This is a genomic window from Chryseobacterium phosphatilyticum (assembly GCF_002899825.2).
GTDB lineage: Bacteria > Bacteroidota > Bacteroidia > Flavobacteriales > Weeksellaceae > Chryseobacterium > Chryseobacterium phosphatilyticum.
The window spans coordinates 1261813-1278563 of sequence record NZ_PPED02000001.1 but is presented as its reverse complement, the minus strand read 5'-3'; the positions used below and the strand labels follow the sequence as shown (position 1 = coordinate 1278563).

Annotated in this window: 17 protein-coding genes; 13 read left to right on the top strand and 4 right to left on the bottom strand. The window is 36.6% G+C overall.

What is annotated here, in order from left to right:
- Positions 1-6 precede the first annotated feature (6 nt).
- Both C1631_RS05955 and C1631_RS05950 read right to left on the bottom strand, forming a co-directional pair.
- Positions 7-1056, bottom strand: coding sequence for a serine hydrolase domain-containing protein (locus C1631_RS05955; RefSeq protein WP_109711070.1), 1050 nt, complete (start codon positions 1054-1056; stop codon positions 7-9).
- Between the two features lie 155 nt (positions 1057-1211).
- The gene (locus C1631_RS05950) at positions 1212-2336 is read right to left on the bottom strand and encodes a helix-turn-helix domain-containing protein (protein WP_109711068.1); all 1125 of its coding nucleotides are present in this window, start codon (positions 2334-2336) and stop codon (positions 1212-1214) included.
- 110 nt (positions 2337-2446) lie between these two features.
- On the opposite strand from C1631_RS05950, the gene C1631_RS23955 reads away from it, so the two are divergent.
- The 4 genes from C1631_RS23955 to C1631_RS05930 all read left to right on the top strand — a co-directional run bounded on the left by C1631_RS23955 (position 2447) and on the right by C1631_RS05930 (position 4410).
- The gene (locus tag C1631_RS23955; protein WP_165828239.1) at positions 2447-2599 is read left to right on the top strand and encodes a hypothetical protein; all 153 of its coding nucleotides are present in this window, start codon (positions 2447-2449) and stop codon (positions 2597-2599) included.
- 372 nt (positions 2600-2971) lie between these two features.
- On the top strand, positions 2972-3433 hold the full coding sequence (locus C1631_RS05940) for a GNAT family N-acetyltransferase (protein ID WP_228441051.1): 462 nt from the start codon (positions 2972-2974) through the stop codon (positions 3431-3433).
- Positions 3434-3436: 3 nt separating this feature from the next.
- Positions 3437-3967: a GNAT family N-acetyltransferase gene (locus C1631_RS05935; protein ID WP_109711064.1), complete on the top strand. Its 531-nt coding sequence runs from the start codon at positions 3437-3439 to the stop codon at positions 3965-3967.
- Positions 3964-4410, top strand: a complete 447-nt coding sequence (locus tag C1631_RS05930; protein WP_109711062.1) for a GNAT family N-acetyltransferase — start codon at positions 3964-3966, stop codon at positions 4408-4410. The genes C1631_RS05935 and C1631_RS05930 overlap by 4 nt, the downstream gene beginning before the upstream one ends.
- On the opposite strand, the gene C1631_RS05925 is transcribed toward C1631_RS05930, so the two are convergent.
- Positions 4402-5259 (bottom strand): LysR family transcriptional regulator, encoded by an 858-nt coding sequence (locus tag C1631_RS05925; RefSeq protein WP_109711060.1) that lies wholly within the window; start codon positions 5257-5259, stop codon positions 4402-4404. The two genes, C1631_RS05930 and C1631_RS05925, sit on opposite strands and share 9 nt — an antisense overlap.
- A 211-nt stretch (positions 5260-5470) precedes the next feature.
- Here C1631_RS05925 and C1631_RS05920 point away from each other — a divergent pair, with 211 nt between their 5' ends.
- From C1631_RS05920 to C1631_RS05910, 3 genes are all read left to right on the top strand, one after another.
- Positions 5471-7975: a PIG-L family deacetylase gene (locus C1631_RS05920; protein WP_109711058.1), complete on the top strand. Its 2505-nt coding sequence runs from the start codon at positions 5471-5473 to the stop codon at positions 7973-7975.
- A gap of 100 nt (positions 7976-8075) precedes the next feature.
- Complete coding sequence (locus C1631_RS05915) at positions 8076-9767, top strand: sodium:solute symporter family protein (protein WP_103248151.1); 1692 nt, start codon at positions 8076-8078, stop codon at positions 9765-9767.
- 23 nt (positions 9768-9790) lie between these two features.
- Complete coding sequence (locus C1631_RS05910; protein WP_103248150.1) at positions 9791-10309, top strand: DUF2911 domain-containing protein; 519 nt, start codon at positions 9791-9793, stop codon at positions 10307-10309.
- Positions 10310-10508: 199 nt separating this feature from the next.
- Here C1631_RS05910 and C1631_RS05905 read toward each other — a convergent pair whose 3' ends face one another.
- Positions 10509-10877 carry a hypothetical protein gene (locus tag C1631_RS05905; RefSeq protein ID WP_103248149.1) on the bottom strand — a complete coding sequence of 123 codons (369 nt, stop codon included), beginning with the start codon at positions 10875-10877 and terminating at the stop codon, positions 10509-10511.
- A 300-nt stretch (positions 10878-11177) separates the two neighbouring features.
- On the opposite strand from C1631_RS05905, the gene C1631_RS05900 reads away from it, so the two are divergent.
- The 6 genes from C1631_RS05900 (at position 11178) to C1631_RS05875 (ending at position 16419) form a co-directional block, all read left to right on the top strand.
- Positions 11178-12074, top strand: a complete 897-nt coding sequence (locus C1631_RS05900) for a helix-turn-helix domain-containing protein (protein ID WP_109711056.1) — start codon at positions 11178-11180, stop codon at positions 12072-12074.
- 103 nt (positions 12075-12177) lie between these two features.
- Positions 12178-12981 (top strand): enoyl-CoA hydratase/isomerase family protein, encoded by an 804-nt coding sequence (locus C1631_RS05895; protein WP_109711054.1) that lies wholly within the window; start codon positions 12178-12180, stop codon positions 12979-12981.
- 3 nt (positions 12982-12984) lie between these two features.
- Complete coding sequence (locus C1631_RS05890) at positions 12985-13551, top strand: NAD(P)H-dependent oxidoreductase (RefSeq protein ID WP_109711052.1); 567 nt, start codon at positions 12985-12987, stop codon at positions 13549-13551.
- 127 nt (positions 13552-13678) lie between these two features.
- Positions 13679-14503, top strand: coding sequence for an SDR family NAD(P)-dependent oxidoreductase (locus C1631_RS05885; protein WP_109711050.1), 825 nt, complete (start codon positions 13679-13681; stop codon positions 14501-14503).
- 135 nt (positions 14504-14638) lie between these two features.
- Positions 14639-15490, top strand: a complete 852-nt coding sequence (locus C1631_RS05880) for an alpha/beta fold hydrolase (RefSeq protein ID WP_109711048.1) — start codon at positions 14639-14641, stop codon at positions 15488-15490.
- Between the two features lie 38 nt (positions 15491-15528).
- Positions 15529-16419 (top strand): helix-turn-helix domain-containing protein, encoded by an 891-nt coding sequence (locus tag C1631_RS05875; RefSeq protein WP_109711046.1) that lies wholly within the window; start codon positions 15529-15531, stop codon positions 16417-16419.
- The last annotated feature ends 332 nt before the right edge of the window (positions 16420-16751 follow it).

Here is a 16751-nt window from a genome sequence, read left to right as displayed (position 1 = left end):
TTTGTCTCATTTACAATCCAAAATGTCATGATACAAGTTATCAACCACTTTTTCTAAAATTTCTCCTGTTTCATTAAAGCTGGTATTTGTGAATATGGATATCCCTATATTTTGTTTAGGATAAATCACAAACCAATTCTGCATTCCGTATATGCCTCCATGATGTCTGTAAATTAACTCATGATCATTTTCTATGATGTACCAATGATAACCTTCCCAAAAATCAGAACCTTCTTTATATAATTTTTTATGAGATTCGTTGACAATAAGATTTGATTGGTCAAGTTGCAGTTTTATATACTTCACTAAATCTGTAGTTGTAGAGTGCAAGCCTGAAATTCCCCCCCATAAAGTCCTGACGAAGTTCGGCATTAATTCGTTTTTATCATTATAGCCCCTTACCAGTCTTGTTCTGTCATTTTCATTGAGTGTAAACTTGGTTTGATTCATTTTATTGGGTTTCAAAACATATTCAATGACCAACTCCTCAAAAGATTTTTGATACACCTTTTCAAGTATATAGGCTGTCAGCTCTGGGGCTGTGTTTGAATAGGAATAGACTTCTCCGGGTTTCGTTTCAATGTTGATGAGTTTTAATCCTTCAAAAAAGGCTTTTTTATTTTCACTTTTTATAGGGAGGTTCGGAAATCCACTGGTATGGGTGATGAGGTGCCTGATTCTTATAGGTTCACCTTTAAATGCCAAATTGGGATAAGATTCGTTAAGGTATATTCTGATATCATCATCTAAATCTATTTTTTTATCAAGTACGGCTTTGGCAGCCACATAACCTGTAAAGGTTTTCGTTACAGAAGCTAATTCATACAGGGTAGAATCGTTGGGTTTATTCCTTTTTCCAATAGTTAATTCTCCAAAATGTTTTGTGGTAGATTTTCCATCTTTAAGCACTGCAATGGAAACAGAATGAAATCTTTTGTCCTCTAATAACTGAAGAGCGTTTTTGGTAATCACATTTTCAACATTGGATGTATTGATTGGCTGAACACTTTTACATCCAATTAAAACAGAAAATAAAACAAGGGTTACATATTTCATAGTTAGAATTTTAATTCGATACTTATTATCTGATGCAAATATGCTGTAGAGAATTTTGAAAAACGTCCATCTAAAAAAGTCGGACTCATTTTAATGAATAAAATGAGTCCGACTATCTGCAATTTAAAGTTTGATTATTTACAATTGTTTAATTATCAACTGTTTCTGAATTCTTTTGGTGTTTGGTTTGTATATTTTTTAAAAGAAGTGTGAAAAGAAGATTTTGAATTGAAACCTACTTCGTATAAAATTTCCAGCACCGTATATTCTTTTTTCGTAGGATCTTTCAGAAGGATCATTGCTTTTTTAATGCGGTATTCATTCACAAAATCAAAAAAGTGCTGATTGATGTGATGGTTAATTAAAACAGACAACTCACGAACAGGAATATTCACCTGATTCGCTAGCTCCTGAATCGTTAATGAAGGTTCTAAAAATGGTTCTTTTTCAACCATGAATTTTTTAAGCTGTTCAATCTGAACATTTTTTGTTTCGTCGGTCTTATTTTCAGCTTCCACAGTTTCAGCAAAATCTTTTGTCGGTTGTAAGGTAGAATCAATTCTGCGGAAAAGCTCAGGATAATTTAATGCCTTTAACATAAACCAACAGGCAGCCAATAAAAAGGAAGTTCCTGCTACAAGATGGATCCAAATAAACAGATCGTTGTATGCAGTATAGCGTATGATATTTTTAAAAATAATACATACATGGATGAATAAGAAAATGATGGTAAGCTGAAGCAACCATTTGTATAATAAGGTGTTAGGATTTGTGTAGTTTTCAAGATAAATCTTCTTATATTTTTTGAGTACTATGAATACGCCAACGATATAAAAGAAAAACTGAAGTTCCCCGATGAGTTGGTAAACAAACATTTCAGGAGAGTACCACATCGTTTCAAAGAAATTTCCTTTTGCAGCTCCTTCCGAAAGATAAAGCCTTGGAACTAAAATTAAATTAGCAACAATGAAAGGGATTAAATGCAGTAAATGCTTTCTTTTTAAGCTGAAATCAGAATAACAAACAGCATTAACGTACAGATAGAAAAGAGGCATTACCAATAAATAAGCAGAGATTTTGAAAGTTTTCAGATTATAACTATCAACAAAAAGATGCATGAAAATTCCGCTGATATCAATGGCATTAATGATAAGGAATGCTGCAAATAATCTGTTTTCCAGTTTTCTTTCTGTTTTTACCGTTAACAAAAATGTGGCAAGCAGTAACGATATAAAAACGGCCATCGCAGCAATAACTTCCAGAAAACTTAATTTGTCCATTAGTTTTTTTGCAAAAATAGAATATAAGTAAGAAAGAGAAATGATTGTCAATCATCATTTTTCAAATATTATGCTCTTCTAGGCAAAGCATCAAATAATTTGATTGTTTTATGTCCGTAATTGTCTATTTGGATATCAATGGAAATCTACCCGATAGGAATATTATTATGCCCTACATTCGTACGGTTCAAATGCTGGTTGCTGCACATCTTATTATTCAAAGAAAGAGAGAAAAGAGGTTGGCAGATACCAATTCAGGATAAAAAGTTGTTTGTAATAAATGGTTGGGAGGTGTTGATGCAGGTAACTAATGTACTGATAGTCTATTTTTATAACGTAAAGCTTTTATCTTTGAAACTGTTGATTTCTAAGAGAGCAAAGGATAGAATCAACGAAGTTGATTCGCTGAAGTATATGTATAAGCATACTGCTTCATCAGCGATAAAGTAGCCCCTCTTTACCCACTTACAAAAAAGGGGAATTAGTAATGAAACTTTGCCTCCAATCTTTGTAATCAATCAAAAACAGCTGAGAATAATTTAAATATTTAATGCAAAAATCAAATCAAATAATCAAAAATTAGCATTTTTTCGCATTACTCAACACGCTAATTTTGCTGCAATAAATTGATTAAGTTGAGTACAGATAGTATTATCAGAAAAGCAATAGAATCCGATAGTGAAAAACTTTGGGTTTTGATGGAGCAACTGGCGATTTTCGAGAAATACATTGACAGTTTTGTAATTACCCCTGAAATTATAAAAGAATCTGGCTTTAGAAAAAGTCAGCCGGATTTTTATTGTTTGGTTGCAGAAGATAAAGGGGAAATTGCAGGAATGCTGGTGTATTATTTTCTTCCTTATACTGCGGAAAACAAACCTTCTATTTATATGAAAGAGCTGTATGTAGATGAAAATTACCGTGGTCAGAAAATTGGCGAACAGCTTATGGATGCTTTGAAAAATGAGGCCCAAAAAAACAATTGCTCTCAAATAAAATGGACCGTTGCGCCCTGGAACGATGCCGGGCAAAGATTCTATCAGCGTCTTGGTGCAAAAGAAAATAAGGATTGGTTACATTACGAATGGAAAGTATAGAAAATGGAAATTAGCATAACAAAAATTACGGAAAACGAAATATTAGCATTACAGGAGATTGGCAAAAAAACGTTCTCTGAAACATTCGCTGAGAATAATACGGACGAAAGCATGACGCAATATCTTGAAACAAGTTTTGCAACGGAAAAACTTAGCGTTGAAGTGAATGATAAAAACTCCGAATTTTACTTTGCAAAGCTGGATCATAAAGTCATCGGATATGTAAAGCTCAACATAGGTTCGGCACAAACTGAAATCAAAGGGGAGAATACGCTTGAAATAGAAAGGATTTATGTTTCTAAAGACTTCCACGGAAAGAAAGTAGGACAAGCTCTTTATGATAAAGCGATGGCCATAGCTACAGAAAAAAATGTAGAGTATGTGTGGTTGGGCGTTTGGGAAAACAATGTGAGGGCTATTGGGTTTTACAAGAAAAATGGATTTGAAGAATTTGATAAGCATATTTTCAGACTCGGAAATGAGGAGCAGACCGATATTATGATGAAGTTGAATTTGAAAAATAAAAAAAAATGAAAATTGAATTTGTTGTAAAGTCATTCGAAGAACTGTCCGCTATCGAGCTTTATAGAATATTAAAATTAAGAAACGAAATATTTATTGTAGAACAAAATTGTGTGTATCAGGATATAGATGATAAAGATTTAAAATGCTATCACCTGATGGGTTTGGTGGATGGAAATCTGGCGGGATACACCAGAATTGTTCCTCCTGGCTTAACCTACGGAGATGCTTCAATTGGCCGTGTTGTTATCGGATCGGAGTATAGAGGACTGGGACTGGGAAAACAGCTGATGGAACATTCTGTCAAAGGTTGTAAAGATATTCTGGGAGAATCAACCATTCGAATCAGTGCACAATTGTACCTGTTGAAATTTTACAATTCTCTGGGCTTCAAAGAAGTGGGGGAGTCTTATGATGAAGACGGAATTCCGCACATAGAAATGGTTTTAAACTAATTCCAGAATATTTTTAAGAATCGGATTGGGATCGTCTTTTCGCCATTGGATATACAAATCGGTAACAAAGGGAAGCGGTATAAAGCGGATTCCGGTATTTTGATGAAGATGATAAGAATGCGGCAGGATTGAAATGCCTAATCCGTTTTTAATCAATGAAATAATAGTCGATCCAAACTCGCAGCGAATGTAGGATCCAGGATTGATTTTATAAAAATCGATCACTTCCTGAACCAGTACATCATAGCTGCTGCCATCATCGCCTGTTGTCAAAAGAAATTTTTGCCCTTTCAATGTTTCTTCAGAAATATCAGGAAGGGTTTTAAAATGATGATTTTCGGGAACAACGAAAGATAGATTTTCATGGCATAATTTCTTTTCATTAATGGCTGAATACGTATTGATATCCCGTGAAAATGCCAGATCTATTTTGTAATTTTTAAGATAATCTTCCTGGATGTCGTTCGTCAGCTGAAACAATTCCAGATTAAGATTTGGAAAAGCTACGGAAACTTTTTTTATAAAATCAGGTAAAACTGAAGAGGAGATAGAATCGGGGTGGGCAATTCTTATCGTTCCGGATTCGCCTAAATGAATCTGCCGGGCCAACTGGTGAAAGGATTCCATCTGGCTAAGCTCTTCGCCCCATTTTTCCTGCAAAAACCTTCCTGCAGGGGTAAGCTTCACATTTCGCTTATCGCGATAAAACAACTGAACACCCAGTTCACTCTCTAAAGACTGAATATGTCGGCTCAAAGCAGATTGTGTAATATTCATTTTTGCAGAGGTATTCCAGAAATGAAGCTCTTTTGCCAATGCCAGAAAATATTTGAGCTGTTGTATGTCCATTAATGCAAATTAATCATTAGTTAAGCAAATTTAACAAGTAAATTGAATTAAAGACTGATCAATCAGAAATTTTCTGTGGGTAAGACTTCTTAGCATTTAACTTTAAGCATTAAAAACAATCGAAGTTGACATAGCAAAAAGAGTGTTGCTTTTTCTTTTAAAGCTGAAAGAAAAACGATTTACTTATATTTACCCCGCAAAGCAAATTCATATGTTCAAAAAACTAATTACTGTATGTATCCTTGGCTTTTACCCGGTTTTTGGTTCGGCTCAACAGGTCCGGCCTTCAAAATCATCTGAAATTTACCGTGAACTCAAAACCCTTAAACACCTGCCAAAAGTTTTATACCTAGCGGCTCATCCTGATGATGAGAATACAGGATTACTTTCCTGGTTAATCAACGACCAGAATGTAGAAACGGGCTATCTGTCTTTAACCAGAGGCGATGGTGGTCAGAATTTATTAGGTACAGAGCAGGGTGCTGCATTGGGTTTAATCAGAACGCATGAGCTTTTAGAGGCAAGAAAGTTAGACGGTGCCCAGCAGTTTTTTACCCGGGCAATTGATTTCGGGTTCTCTAAAAATACAACCGATACTTTTAAACAATGGGATGCAGACAGCATTACAGCAGATGTAGTCTGGGTAATCCGTCAATTCCGTCCTGATGTTATCATTTGCCGTTTTCCTCCTACTGCGGCAGCAGGTCATGGGCAACATGCAGCTTCGGCTGTGGTTGCAGAAAAAGCTTTTAAGCTGGCAGGAGATCAAACAGCTTTCCCAAATCAGCTGAAATATGTGAATGTATGGCAGCCAAAACGTGTATTGTGGAATACTTTTCGATTTGGCGCTGTTAATACGACCGCTGAAAATCAACTGAAAGTTACCATTGGGCAATATGATGCACAACTGGGAATGGGCTATGGTGAACTGGCAGGATTAAGCAGAAGTTTACATAAAAGTCAGGGTGCGGGAACACAGTCTGTAGCCGGGGTCAGGACTGAATATTTTTCACCCGTCATTGGTGAGCCTGCAAAAACAACCCTTTTTGACGGAGTAAGTAAAACCTGGACTTCACAAGGAAATGCTGATATAGACCAGTCATTAGATCAAATTATTTCCGCTTTCAATTTCAATAATCCAGATCTTAGCTTGCCTGCATTGCTTACTTTGCGAAAAAAAGTTGTGGCTCTTCAGGATCCAGATCTAAAAAAAGATAAACTAAAATCTCTTGACAACATCATTTTGAGCTGTGCCGGATTTATGGGCGAAGTAGTGACCAATCGGGCTGAAGCTGTTGCAGGAGATACACACAATTTCAGATTAAATTTGATTTCAAGAGCTGTAAATCCTGTCGTTTTGGAAAATGTACAATGGGTAAGTCAGTCAGAAAGTTTCAACAGAAAACTATCAAAAGATTCTTTAATTACTATTCAGCATGACATTCAGATTCCTGCAGATGCATCACTCACAGAACCTTACTGGCTGGCAAAACCACCTACGAACGCAGCAACTTTCTCTGTTCCCGATGAAACTTTAATCGGTTTGCCAGAGGCAGAATCGCCACTCAATGTTGTACTTGGTTTAAAAATAGGCTCAGAGAAGTTTCAGGTTAAACTTCCTTTATCTTTCAAGAAATTAGATCCGGTGCGTGGTGATGTGGTTGAAGCCTTGCGCATTGTTCCTGCATTGGAATTGAAATTTACACAACCAGTGTATATGGTCAGGGAAAATGAAGATGTACACTTAAGTTTAAATGTTAAAATGAATTCTAATAAACAGTTTAATAAAGGTATTCTAAACCTGATGTATAACGGAGAACGATTAGGCGGTACTAACGTAAATTCAATCAATGGGAAAGATTTTACCATTGATTATATGATTCCAAAAGCTAAGCTTGCCTCCATACACTCATCCCGTTTGCAACTGGATGCCAGTTTTATTGCAGATGGAGTAACGTATAATAAAAAACAAATATTAATTCAGTACCCGCATTTACCCTCCTTACAATATTTTGCGCCTGCAACAGCAACTGTAATGAAAGGTGATATTCAGGCAAGGGTTGAAAAAGTGGGTTACATAGAAGGAGCGGGCGATTTTATTCCTGAATTCCTACGCATTGCAGGTATTCAGGTAGATGTGTTGAAAGATGAAGATTTTTATGGCAACACAGATGAGCCTGGCGGAAATGGCAGTCAAAATAAACTATCACAATATGATGCCATCGTATTGGGTGTTCGTGCCAATAACACAGAGAAAAAACTAGGTCGCTGGATGCCTTTTTTATGGTCTTATGCTAAAGCCGGAGGTAATTTGGTCATGCAGTATAACACCAATCAGGATACAACCGTTGACCAATTGGGAATGTACAATTTCAGTATTGCCAATAAGAGAGTTACCGAAGAAAATGCAGTAGTTAAACTGTTAAATCCCAATCATAAATTACTAAACTTTCCGAACAAAATTACTTCGGATGATTTTAAAGGCTGGGTACAGGAGCGCGGTGCCTATTTCCCTGCTCAATGGGACGCAGCGTATGAACCACTTTTTGAAATGCACGATACCGATGAAGAACCTCTTCAGGGATCCACTTTATATGCCAGATACGGGAAGGGTAATTTTATTTATACTCCATTGGCATTTTTCAGACAGCTGCCTGCCGGAAATACCGGCGCAGCACGTTTATTTTTTAACTTTTTATCTGCGCAGAAAAACTAATGAACAAGCAACTTAAAAACTGGAATATCTGGTACATACTACTAGCCATTGCATTAGTATTGCAGATCGCATTTTATTATTGGTTTACAAAATTCTGGGCATGAGTACGATAGATTGGACGGTTCTTATTTTTACACTTGTTGTAGTGGTGGTTTATGGCGTAATGATCGGTCGTGGCCAAAAAAGCAACGAATCCTATCTGAAAGCAGATAATAAAATGCCCTGGTATATTGTGCTTTTAGGGATTATGGCTACTCAGGCAAGTGCCATTACATTTCTTTCAGCGCCAGGTCAGGCGTATACAGACGGCATGCGTTTCGTTCAGTATTATTTTGGCTTACCTTTGGCGATGATTGTGATCTGTATCACTTTCATCCCGATTTTTCAACGTCTAAATGTGTATACGGCTTATGAATATTTAGAAAACCGTTTTGATAAGAAGACAAGAGTACTCACTTCACTGCTTTTTCTTTTTTCCAGAGGGTTATCAACGGGAATCAGTATTTACGCTCCGAGTATCATTTTATCAAGTGTTTTAAACTGGAATATTTATTTAACCAATGTTTTAACAGGTGGTATTCTGCTGATTTATACCTATGTTGGCGGGGCAAAAGCGATTGCTCATACTCAAAAATTGCAGTTTCTCATTATTTTGGGAACCATGGCTTTTGCAGGGTATCTGCTTATTCAGAATATGCCGAATGGAATTGGCTTTCAGGATGCACTTTATCTGGCAGGAAAATCCGGAAAGCTCAATGTAATCACCACAGAATTCGACTGGAAAGACAAATACAATATCTGGAGCGGCTTAATTGGTGGTTTTTTTCTCGCACTTTCTTACTTTGGTACAGACCAGAGCCAGGTTGGAAGGTATATTACCGCGAAGGATAATACCAATGCAAAAATGGGCTTACTGTTGAACGGATTGGTTAAAATTCCGATGCAATTTGCGATTCTCCTGATCGGTGCTTTGCTTTTCGCCTTCTTTTCTCTGAAACCGGCTCCCATTTATTTTAACGAACGCTCTTATCAATATTTAAAGGAAACAAAACCTGAACAGGCCGCGGTATTTGAAAAAGAGCATCAGGATTTACAGCTTAAATTTAATGCAGAGTCGAAAGAAATTTTAAAGTTGAAAGAAACTGATTCTCCTGAACTTAATAAAACAATTCAGGATTTTAAAGATACCCAGACCCAGGTGAAAGCACTGCACGGCAGGGTAGAGGAAGCGATCAATCATTCAAATTATAATGCAGAGAAAACGGATACCAATTACATTTTCCTGTATTTCGTAAAAAATACCTTGCCTGTAGGGATGATCGGGTTACTGTTTGCTGTCATTTTTCTGGCCAGCTGGGGTTCCATTTCGGCGGCACTGAATTCCCTTGCAGCATCCTCATTAAAAGATGTTCATTTGATATTCAGCAAAGAAATTCCTGATGAGAAAACTGAACTGAAGTATAGCCGCCTGCACACTTTAGCGTGGGGGATTTTCTCAATCGGTGTAGCCATGTTCGCCACTCAAATGGGGTCCCTTATTGAAGCAGTTAATGTATTAGGTTCTCTTTTCTATGGTCCGATATTGGGGATTTTTCTGGTCGCATTTTATTACAAAAAGATCAATGGCCCGAATGTATTTATTGCTGCCATTTTATCTGAACTTGCGGTGATTGCCGTGTATCAGTTTGATATCGTTTCTTTCCTTTGGCTTAACGTAATCGGTGCAGCGGCAGTTATTATATTTTCTGCAATCGGATTGATGTTTTATAAGCAGAAAGCAGTAAATTCGTAAACAAACAACAAACAAAAAATAGTATGAAAACCATCATTAAATCTGCAACTGTTCTTGTTGCAACCATGACAATCTCCTTGAATGCCTTTGCACAGGACACTAAAAAACCTGCCAGCCCTCCTGCTACCGCTACGGGAAAAATTAAAGATGCAAACATTACAATAGCTTACAGCAGTCCTTCTGTTAAAGGGCGTACCATCTGGGGTGGCTTAGAAGCATATGATAAAGTTTGGCGCGCGGGTGCCAATGAAGCAACTACTTTCGAAACAGATAAAGATATTACCGTTCAGGGTAAAAAACTGCCTGCAGGTAAATACAGCTTTTTCTTAATCCCTAAAGCAAGCGGAACATGGACTGCAATCTTTAACAAGGAGCCAAAACAATGGGGTGCCTATAAATATGAAGAAGCTAAAGATGCTTTACGGGTTGATGTTAAAACAAAAGCTTTACCAGCAACACAGGAAACGTTGGTGTATAAAATAAACAATAATGGATTCACAATGGATTGGGACAAAATCTCAGTGCCTGTAGAGATCAAATAAACTTGAATATAAAAAATCAAAATCCCGGATTAACCGGGATTTTTTGTTTAAAATTTTGATACTACATCAAAGATTAATATTGAGAGTTCAATAAAAACCGCTTGAACAATTTAGCAGAATGGTTAAAAAAAAAACATCAATTATTAAGAATCGAAGCTCCAATTATTGTGATAATTTATCTGTTCAGATAAGCCTGTTTTTATTGTTCTTCAAGAACTCCGATAGCATAAGGGGTTTTGTCTTCCTTTTTTTCAAAAATATAAAATCTGTAAGCGGATGGAGATATTTCGTCTTTCACTAAAGTAACAAAGTTCGTTGGTATACATTTATCAGCACCTTCTTCGATCACTTCTTTAAATAAGATCTTTTTTCCTTCGTCTTTTATCAGGGTCCATTTACCAGCGCATCCTAATACAGGATAAGAAACTACAGCATTTTGTTTTGTAGACAGATCGACATTAATAGCCCAGGCTTCATTTTCTCCCTTTTGAAATCCTACTCCTGTAAGTTGTTGGGAGAATAATAGAACAGAAAGTAATAAGGCTAAAAGTGAAATGATTTTTTTCATATAGATAATTAATTAAAAATGTAACAGTTTGATTGGTTCTTTTCAATAAAAATAGTGTTATTTTTACTATTATTCATGTTTTGGTTCGATTGAGTCAAATTAGACAAGAATTATTGATTCTCTTTTAAGTATTCATTCATAATGAGTTATGAATTTTTTACAATATAATTTAAACATTTGAAACAATCGATGTTGTCATAATTTGACTTTAGCTTTCTTAGATAGGCTTTTAGTTATAATTTTATTGATTATAGTAAACTTTACATCCAAATTCTAAAACTAATTTGCAACTTTGTAAATATGAAAACATTTAATGATTTATCTGAATATAACAAATATCTGAATCTCTCAGCTCCTCTTCATCCATTGATGGACAGCAGAGTCTGCAAACAGGCAATCTCCAGTTTCCCAAAAACGAGCAAAGAAATTCAAGTTAATCTTTTCAAGATATCATTAAAGAAGAATTTCACCGGAGATATTAATTACGGAAGCAATAAATATTATACAGAAAATGGTCTAATGCTTTTTAGCGAACCGGGACAGGTTGTTTCTTGGGATAGCCTGACTTTCTGGGATGGATATGCTTTTGTTTTTCATCCTGATCTCATAAAGCAAAATCCGGTTGCTGCTAAAATCCATCAGTATAAATATTTCAGTTACGAAATCAATGATGCGTTGTTTATGACGGCAGGGGAAGAAGAGACTATTACCTGGCTTTTTACAAAAATTCATATGGAGTTGGTAGAAAATAAAGCCAATACCAACATCAATATTATTCTGTCGCTGTTAAATGCCGTTCTTTCATATGCCGATGTTTTTTATGAAAGACAATTCAAAGACAAAGCAACAAAAGCCGTTTCCGTTTCTTCAAAATTAAAAAGCTTGCTTCAAAATCATTATAAAGATCTATCCAGACCTGTTTCGAATTTTCCTACTGTCTCGTCTGTTGCCGAAGAGCTTAATATGTCTTCCAACTATCTTACAGACCTTATCCGTGCAGAAACCGGGAAAAGTACCATAAGCTTCATTCAGGAATTTGTGATTGAGCAGGCAGAAATATTATTGCTTCAGACCAATATGAATATCAGCGATGTGGCTTACCAATTGGGCTTTACGAACGTTCCTTATTTCTCAAGATTTTTTAAAAAGATTAAAGGCATTTCTCCTACAGAAATCAGAAATCAGAGAAAAATATAAGATATTCCCCGATTTGTGTTAAAAATCCAAGATTTGTGCAATTAATTTTGAACAGACAAATAAGCTGTGCTTTAGAAGATTAATATCAATTAAAATTATTACTATGATTTTTACAACACAAAAAATAACAGAAAGCTATTGGAAAGTAGCCATTAATCATCCTCCCGTAAATGTATTCGATCCGGAATTTTCAGTTCAGTTAAGAACACTGATGGATGAATTGGAAGCCAACGCAAATTTGAAAGTAGTGGTTTTTGAAAGTTCCAACCCAGAATTTTATGTCGCTCACGCTGAATTGGTCAATATTTTTGATTTTCCGAAGGGTGAGGGAAAAACGGGACTTTCAAAATCTTGGCCCGATGTTGCCAAACGTCTGGAGCAGGCTCCGTTTGTAAGCATAGCCTCTGTCAGGGGAAGAGCGAGAGGTTTGGGAAGCGAATTTATTCAGGCCTTCGATATGCGTTTTGCAAGCAAGGAAAAAGCTGTTTTTGCACAACCCGAAATCGGAATCGGTTCTTTCCCCGGCGGCGGCGGGCTGGAACGTCTTCATCTACTTACAGGAAAAGCAAGAGCTCTTGAAATTATTTTGAGTGGCGATGATTATGATGCACAAATTGCCGCAGATTACGGTTGGATTAACCGTGCATTTCCAGATGATGAATTGGATGCATTCGTAGAAAACCTAGCAAAAAGAATAGACTCATTTGATTTGAAAATCATCAAGAAAATAAAGGCAACGATGAACGAAAGGGTGATTATTCCAAAAAACGAACATATTATGGAAACGCAAATAGCCTTCTTCGCATCATTAACAGAGCCTGAAGCAAGAACCAGAATTAAAAAACTTTTAGACCAGGGATTACAAACCTATGGCGATGTAGAACTTAATCTTGGTAAATATTTATAATTAATGAAAGCACTGGTAATCAACGGGCACATCAAATGGCCGCAAATTGCAGAAGGAAACCTTAACAGAATCATTTTTGAGAAAAGTAAAGATGTTTTTAACCAAAATGGGTATGAAATTCTCGAAACGGTTATTGATAATGGCTACGAAATTTCTCAGGAAATCGAAAAATGGGTAAATGCCGATGTTATCCTGTTTCATTTCCCGATCAACTGGTTTGGAATGCCCGCAAAAACAAAAGATTATATCGATAAAGTTCTGATGAGCGGCTACGGAAAAATCTATGCCGGAGACGGCAGGAATAGTGGGGGAAACTACGGAACAGGCGGTCTTCTGAAATCTAAAGGAATCATTGTGAATACCTGGAACGCTCCGGAAGAAACTTTTGGAAACTCAGGTCAGTTGCTGGAAAATCATTCAATGGAAGAGTTTACCAGGCCTTTCACAGCTACGCTTCAGTTTGTGGGAGTTCGGCCGTTACCGACGTTTGCTTTTTATGATGTATTCAAAAATCCGAATATTGAACAGGAGCTGGTTTCTTTTGAAGAACATCTTAAGAATCATATATAAAATAATTAATTGAACAAGCCAAAAAACTTTCCGTAATTCTGTGCTATTTTTCAGCTAAAATGGACTATCTGTTCCTTTGGTTTGATGATAACTTTGCTTCATTAAATAACACTAAAAAATTAAAACAATGAGTAAAATAGTTTTTATCACAGGAGCATCAAAAGGATTCGGAAAATTATGGGCAGAAGCACTTTTGGAAAGAGGAGATAAAGTGGCGGCAACAGCAAGAAATACTTCTGCACTGCAAGATTTGAAAGACAAATACGGAGACAGCATTCTTCCTTTGCAACTGGATGTCAACAACCGTTCAGAAGTTTTTGAAGTAGCGGAACAAGTAGAAAAACATTTCGGAAGAATTGATGTTTTGATTAATAATGCAGGTTTCGGTTTATTCGGAACTACGGAAGAAACTACGGAACAGCAGGCAAGAGAACAGATGGAAACCAACTTCTTCGGGTCACTTTGGGTTGCACAGGCTGTTTTACCGATAATGAGAAAGCAAAAAAGCGGACATATTATTCAGATTTCCAGCTTTTTGGGATTAACGACAATACCGCTTCTGGGATTGTATAATGCTTCAAAATTTGCGGTGGAAGGTTTAATCGAAACCATTGGTTCGGAAACAGCGCACTTGGGAATCAAAACCACTTTAATTGAACCTAACGGTTTTGCAACAGATTGGGCAGGAGCTTCTGCAGTTCAGACTTCTTCGGATATTGCTGATTACAATCCGGTTCGTGCAGCTTTTGCGGAAACAGGAGATAATCCGGATACCTGGGGAAAACCGGAAGCAACAGTAGAACCTGTTTTGAATCTTATTGACAATCAAAATCCGCCACAAAGATTATTGTTTGGTAAAATTGCGTACCACGTTATCAATGAGGTATACACCAAAAGATTAAATGATATCCAAAACTGGAAAGAGGTGAGTATCGCTGCTCACGGTCACTAATTAATTTTGGAATCCAGATCAGCGGTAAAAATAACTGTTTTTTTTTGTGCCAATCTTCCGCTGATTTGTGAAATGATTTCCGATCCGATATTCTCAACTCTGTATGAGTCAATAACAATCAAAACTTTAGTCATTATGAAAATAAGGGCCTTAAACGCAGAAACCCAATATGCGGAAATCAACAACAATACAATTGCTTACAGACAATTCGGAAACGGAACTCCATTATTCTTTGTCAACAGATTCAGAGGAGTGATGGATACCTGGGATCCATTGTTTTTGGATGCTTTGGCAAAGAAAAACACAATCATTCTTTTTGATTATCCTGGAATCGGAAATTCAGAAGGAACGCTTCCTTTGGGTATTTTAGAAGTAGCGAATACGGTTCCGGCTCTTGCTGACTACTTGGGAATCGATACATTCAATGTTTTGGGTTGGTCTTACGGTGGATTGGTGGCGCAGGTTGTTACTTTTCAGCATCAGGACAGAGTTTTGAATACTGTTTTAATCGGAACCAATCCTCCGGGAGAAAATGCAATTCCGATCGAGCCTGTATTTTTTGAATACGCTTTGAAGCCTGAAAATGACCTGGAAGACGAATATTATCTGTTTTTCGAACCCGTCTCGGAAAAAAGCAGAAGTGCCGCTAAAGAATCTCACGACAGAATCGCGCAAAGATTAGACCGCTCATTGATTCCTTCTACTCAGGATGTTTTCCAGAGATATTTTGCAGGTTCCGGAACAATGAAAGAAGATAAACTGAACTTCAGAGAAGGTTATAAAACACTGAAATCCCCCGTTCTGGTTATTTCCGGAGACCACGACATCAGTTTTGCAACAGAAAACTGGTTTCCACTATTGAAAAATGCACCAACAATGCAGCATATTATTTTGAATGATGCAGGACACGGTCCACAACATCAATATCCGGAACTTACGGCAGGTTACATCAACCTTTTTTTGCGGGAGTATAATTTCTGTTTTTAGTTTTAGTAAATTAATTTACCTTAGATAAAATTAAACCGATGCAACATTATAAAACCCTTACCGAGCTCCATTTGGGAAATCACTGGGACGCTCCGGAACATCCGCTTTTTAGTATGATCGGATGTCTGTCGGAGTGCAAATTGGGGAACAGGGAGTTTACCACAGATTGTTATGTGATCGCTTTCAAAAAAATAAAATCTGGGATTTTTATGTATGGTCGCGCACCGTATGATCACGATAATGGCTGTCTGTTTTTTGCAAAGCCAAGACAGATTATCGAGATGAAAAATCTTGAGTTTGAAGAAAAAGGCTATATGCTGTTGATTCACGAAGATTATCTGAACGGTCACGAGCTGTTTAAGGAAATTGAAAAATACAGTTTCTTTGATTATGAGGTGACGGAAGCCCTGCATCTTTCGCCAAAAGAGGAGCAGATTATTTTAGAACTTCACTCGAAAATTCAGAGCGAATATTTTAATAATCCTGATGAATACAGCCGTGATATTATTTTAAGTCACATTTCGTCTATCTTAAAATATGCACAGCGATATTACAAAAGACAGTTTATCGACCGAGCGCAGGTGACGGGAAAAACGGCTTCCAGGTTCAATGATGCGTTAAGAAAATACATGAGTGAAGGTTTACCGGAAAAAAACGGACTTCCAAATGTCGCTTTTTTGGCTGACCAGCTTTTTGTCTCTCCAAGATATCTGAGTGATTTACTGAAACAGGAAACAGGAAAAACCGCAATGGAACTGATTCATATTTTTATGATTTCCGAAGCGAAAAACCTGTTGAGGCTGGGAGAAAAGGGAGTTGCTGAGATTGCTTATGAATTGGGTTTTGAAAATGCCTCTTATTTCACACGATTATTTAAAAAGCAGACGGGAATGAAACCTTTGGAATTCAGGAAATCGCAGATGAATTAGATTTAAATCAAGCATAAATTTTAGAAAAAGACTGGATTGAGGCAAAGGATAATTATTATGAAAAGAAATAAATTTACTAAACTGTTGAAATGATTTTAAATCGAAAATAAAACGGCGCCATCTGTCTTCAGTTGGCGCTTTGTTACTTTTTGTGAACTCGCTGGTAGGAATATTAAAGTGTTTTTTTTAAAAAATATTTTATATATGTATTTGAATTTTAATTCTTTAAAATGCGTTTGTTCTGGTTTGAACCCTGTTAAGTATACCATTACCACCATTTTGATATTGCCGACGATATTTACATGTTTTTTAGCCCATTTATTCAATAAACA

Coding starts and splice junctions, on each gene's coding strand:
- C1631_RS05925 (WP_109711060.1), bottom strand. CDS start 5,259: ATGGACATACAACAGCTCAAATATTTTCTGGCATTGGCAAAAGAGCTT.
- C1631_RS05955 (WP_109711070.1), bottom strand. CDS start 1,056: ATGAAATATGTAACCCTTGTTTTATTTTCTGTTTTAATTGGATGTAAA.
- C1631_RS05950 (WP_109711068.1), bottom strand. CDS start 2,336: ATGGACAAATTAAGTTTTCTGGAAGTTATTGCTGCGATGGCCGTTTTT.
- C1631_RS05895 (WP_109711054.1), top strand. CDS start 12,178: ATGATTTTTACAACACAAAAAATAACAGAAAGCTATTGGAAAGTAGCC.
- C1631_RS05905 (WP_103248149.1), bottom strand. CDS start 10,877: ATGAAAAAAATCATTTCACTTTTAGCCTTATTACTTTCTGTTCTATTA.
- C1631_RS05920 (WP_109711058.1), top strand. CDS start 5,471: ATGTTCAAAAAACTAATTACTGTATGTATCCTTGGCTTTTACCCGGTT.
- C1631_RS05915 (WP_103248151.1), top strand. CDS start 8,076: ATGAGTACGATAGATTGGACGGTTCTTATTTTTACACTTGTTGTAGTG.
- C1631_RS05890 (WP_109711052.1), top strand. CDS start 12,985: ATGAAAGCACTGGTAATCAACGGGCACATCAAATGGCCGCAAATTGCA.
- C1631_RS05880 (WP_109711048.1), top strand. CDS start 14,639: ATGAAAATAAGGGCCTTAAACGCAGAAACCCAATATGCGGAAATCAAC.
- C1631_RS05935 (WP_109711064.1), top strand. CDS start 3,437: ATGGAAATTAGCATAACAAAAATTACGGAAAACGAAATATTAGCATTA.
- C1631_RS05900 (WP_109711056.1), top strand. CDS start 11,178: ATGAAAACATTTAATGATTTATCTGAATATAACAAATATCTGAATCTC.
- C1631_RS05930 (WP_109711062.1), top strand. CDS start 3,964: ATGAAAATTGAATTTGTTGTAAAGTCATTCGAAGAACTGTCCGCTATC.
- C1631_RS23955 (WP_165828239.1), top strand. CDS start 2,447: ATGTCCGTAATTGTCTATTTGGATATCAATGGAAATCTACCCGATAGG.
- C1631_RS05875 (WP_109711046.1), top strand. CDS start 15,529: ATGCAACATTATAAAACCCTTACCGAGCTCCATTTGGGAAATCACTGG.
- C1631_RS05910 (WP_103248150.1), top strand. CDS start 9,791: ATGAAAACCATCATTAAATCTGCAACTGTTCTTGTTGCAACCATGACA.
- C1631_RS05885 (WP_109711050.1), top strand. CDS start 13,679: ATGAGTAAAATAGTTTTTATCACAGGAGCATCAAAAGGATTCGGAAAA.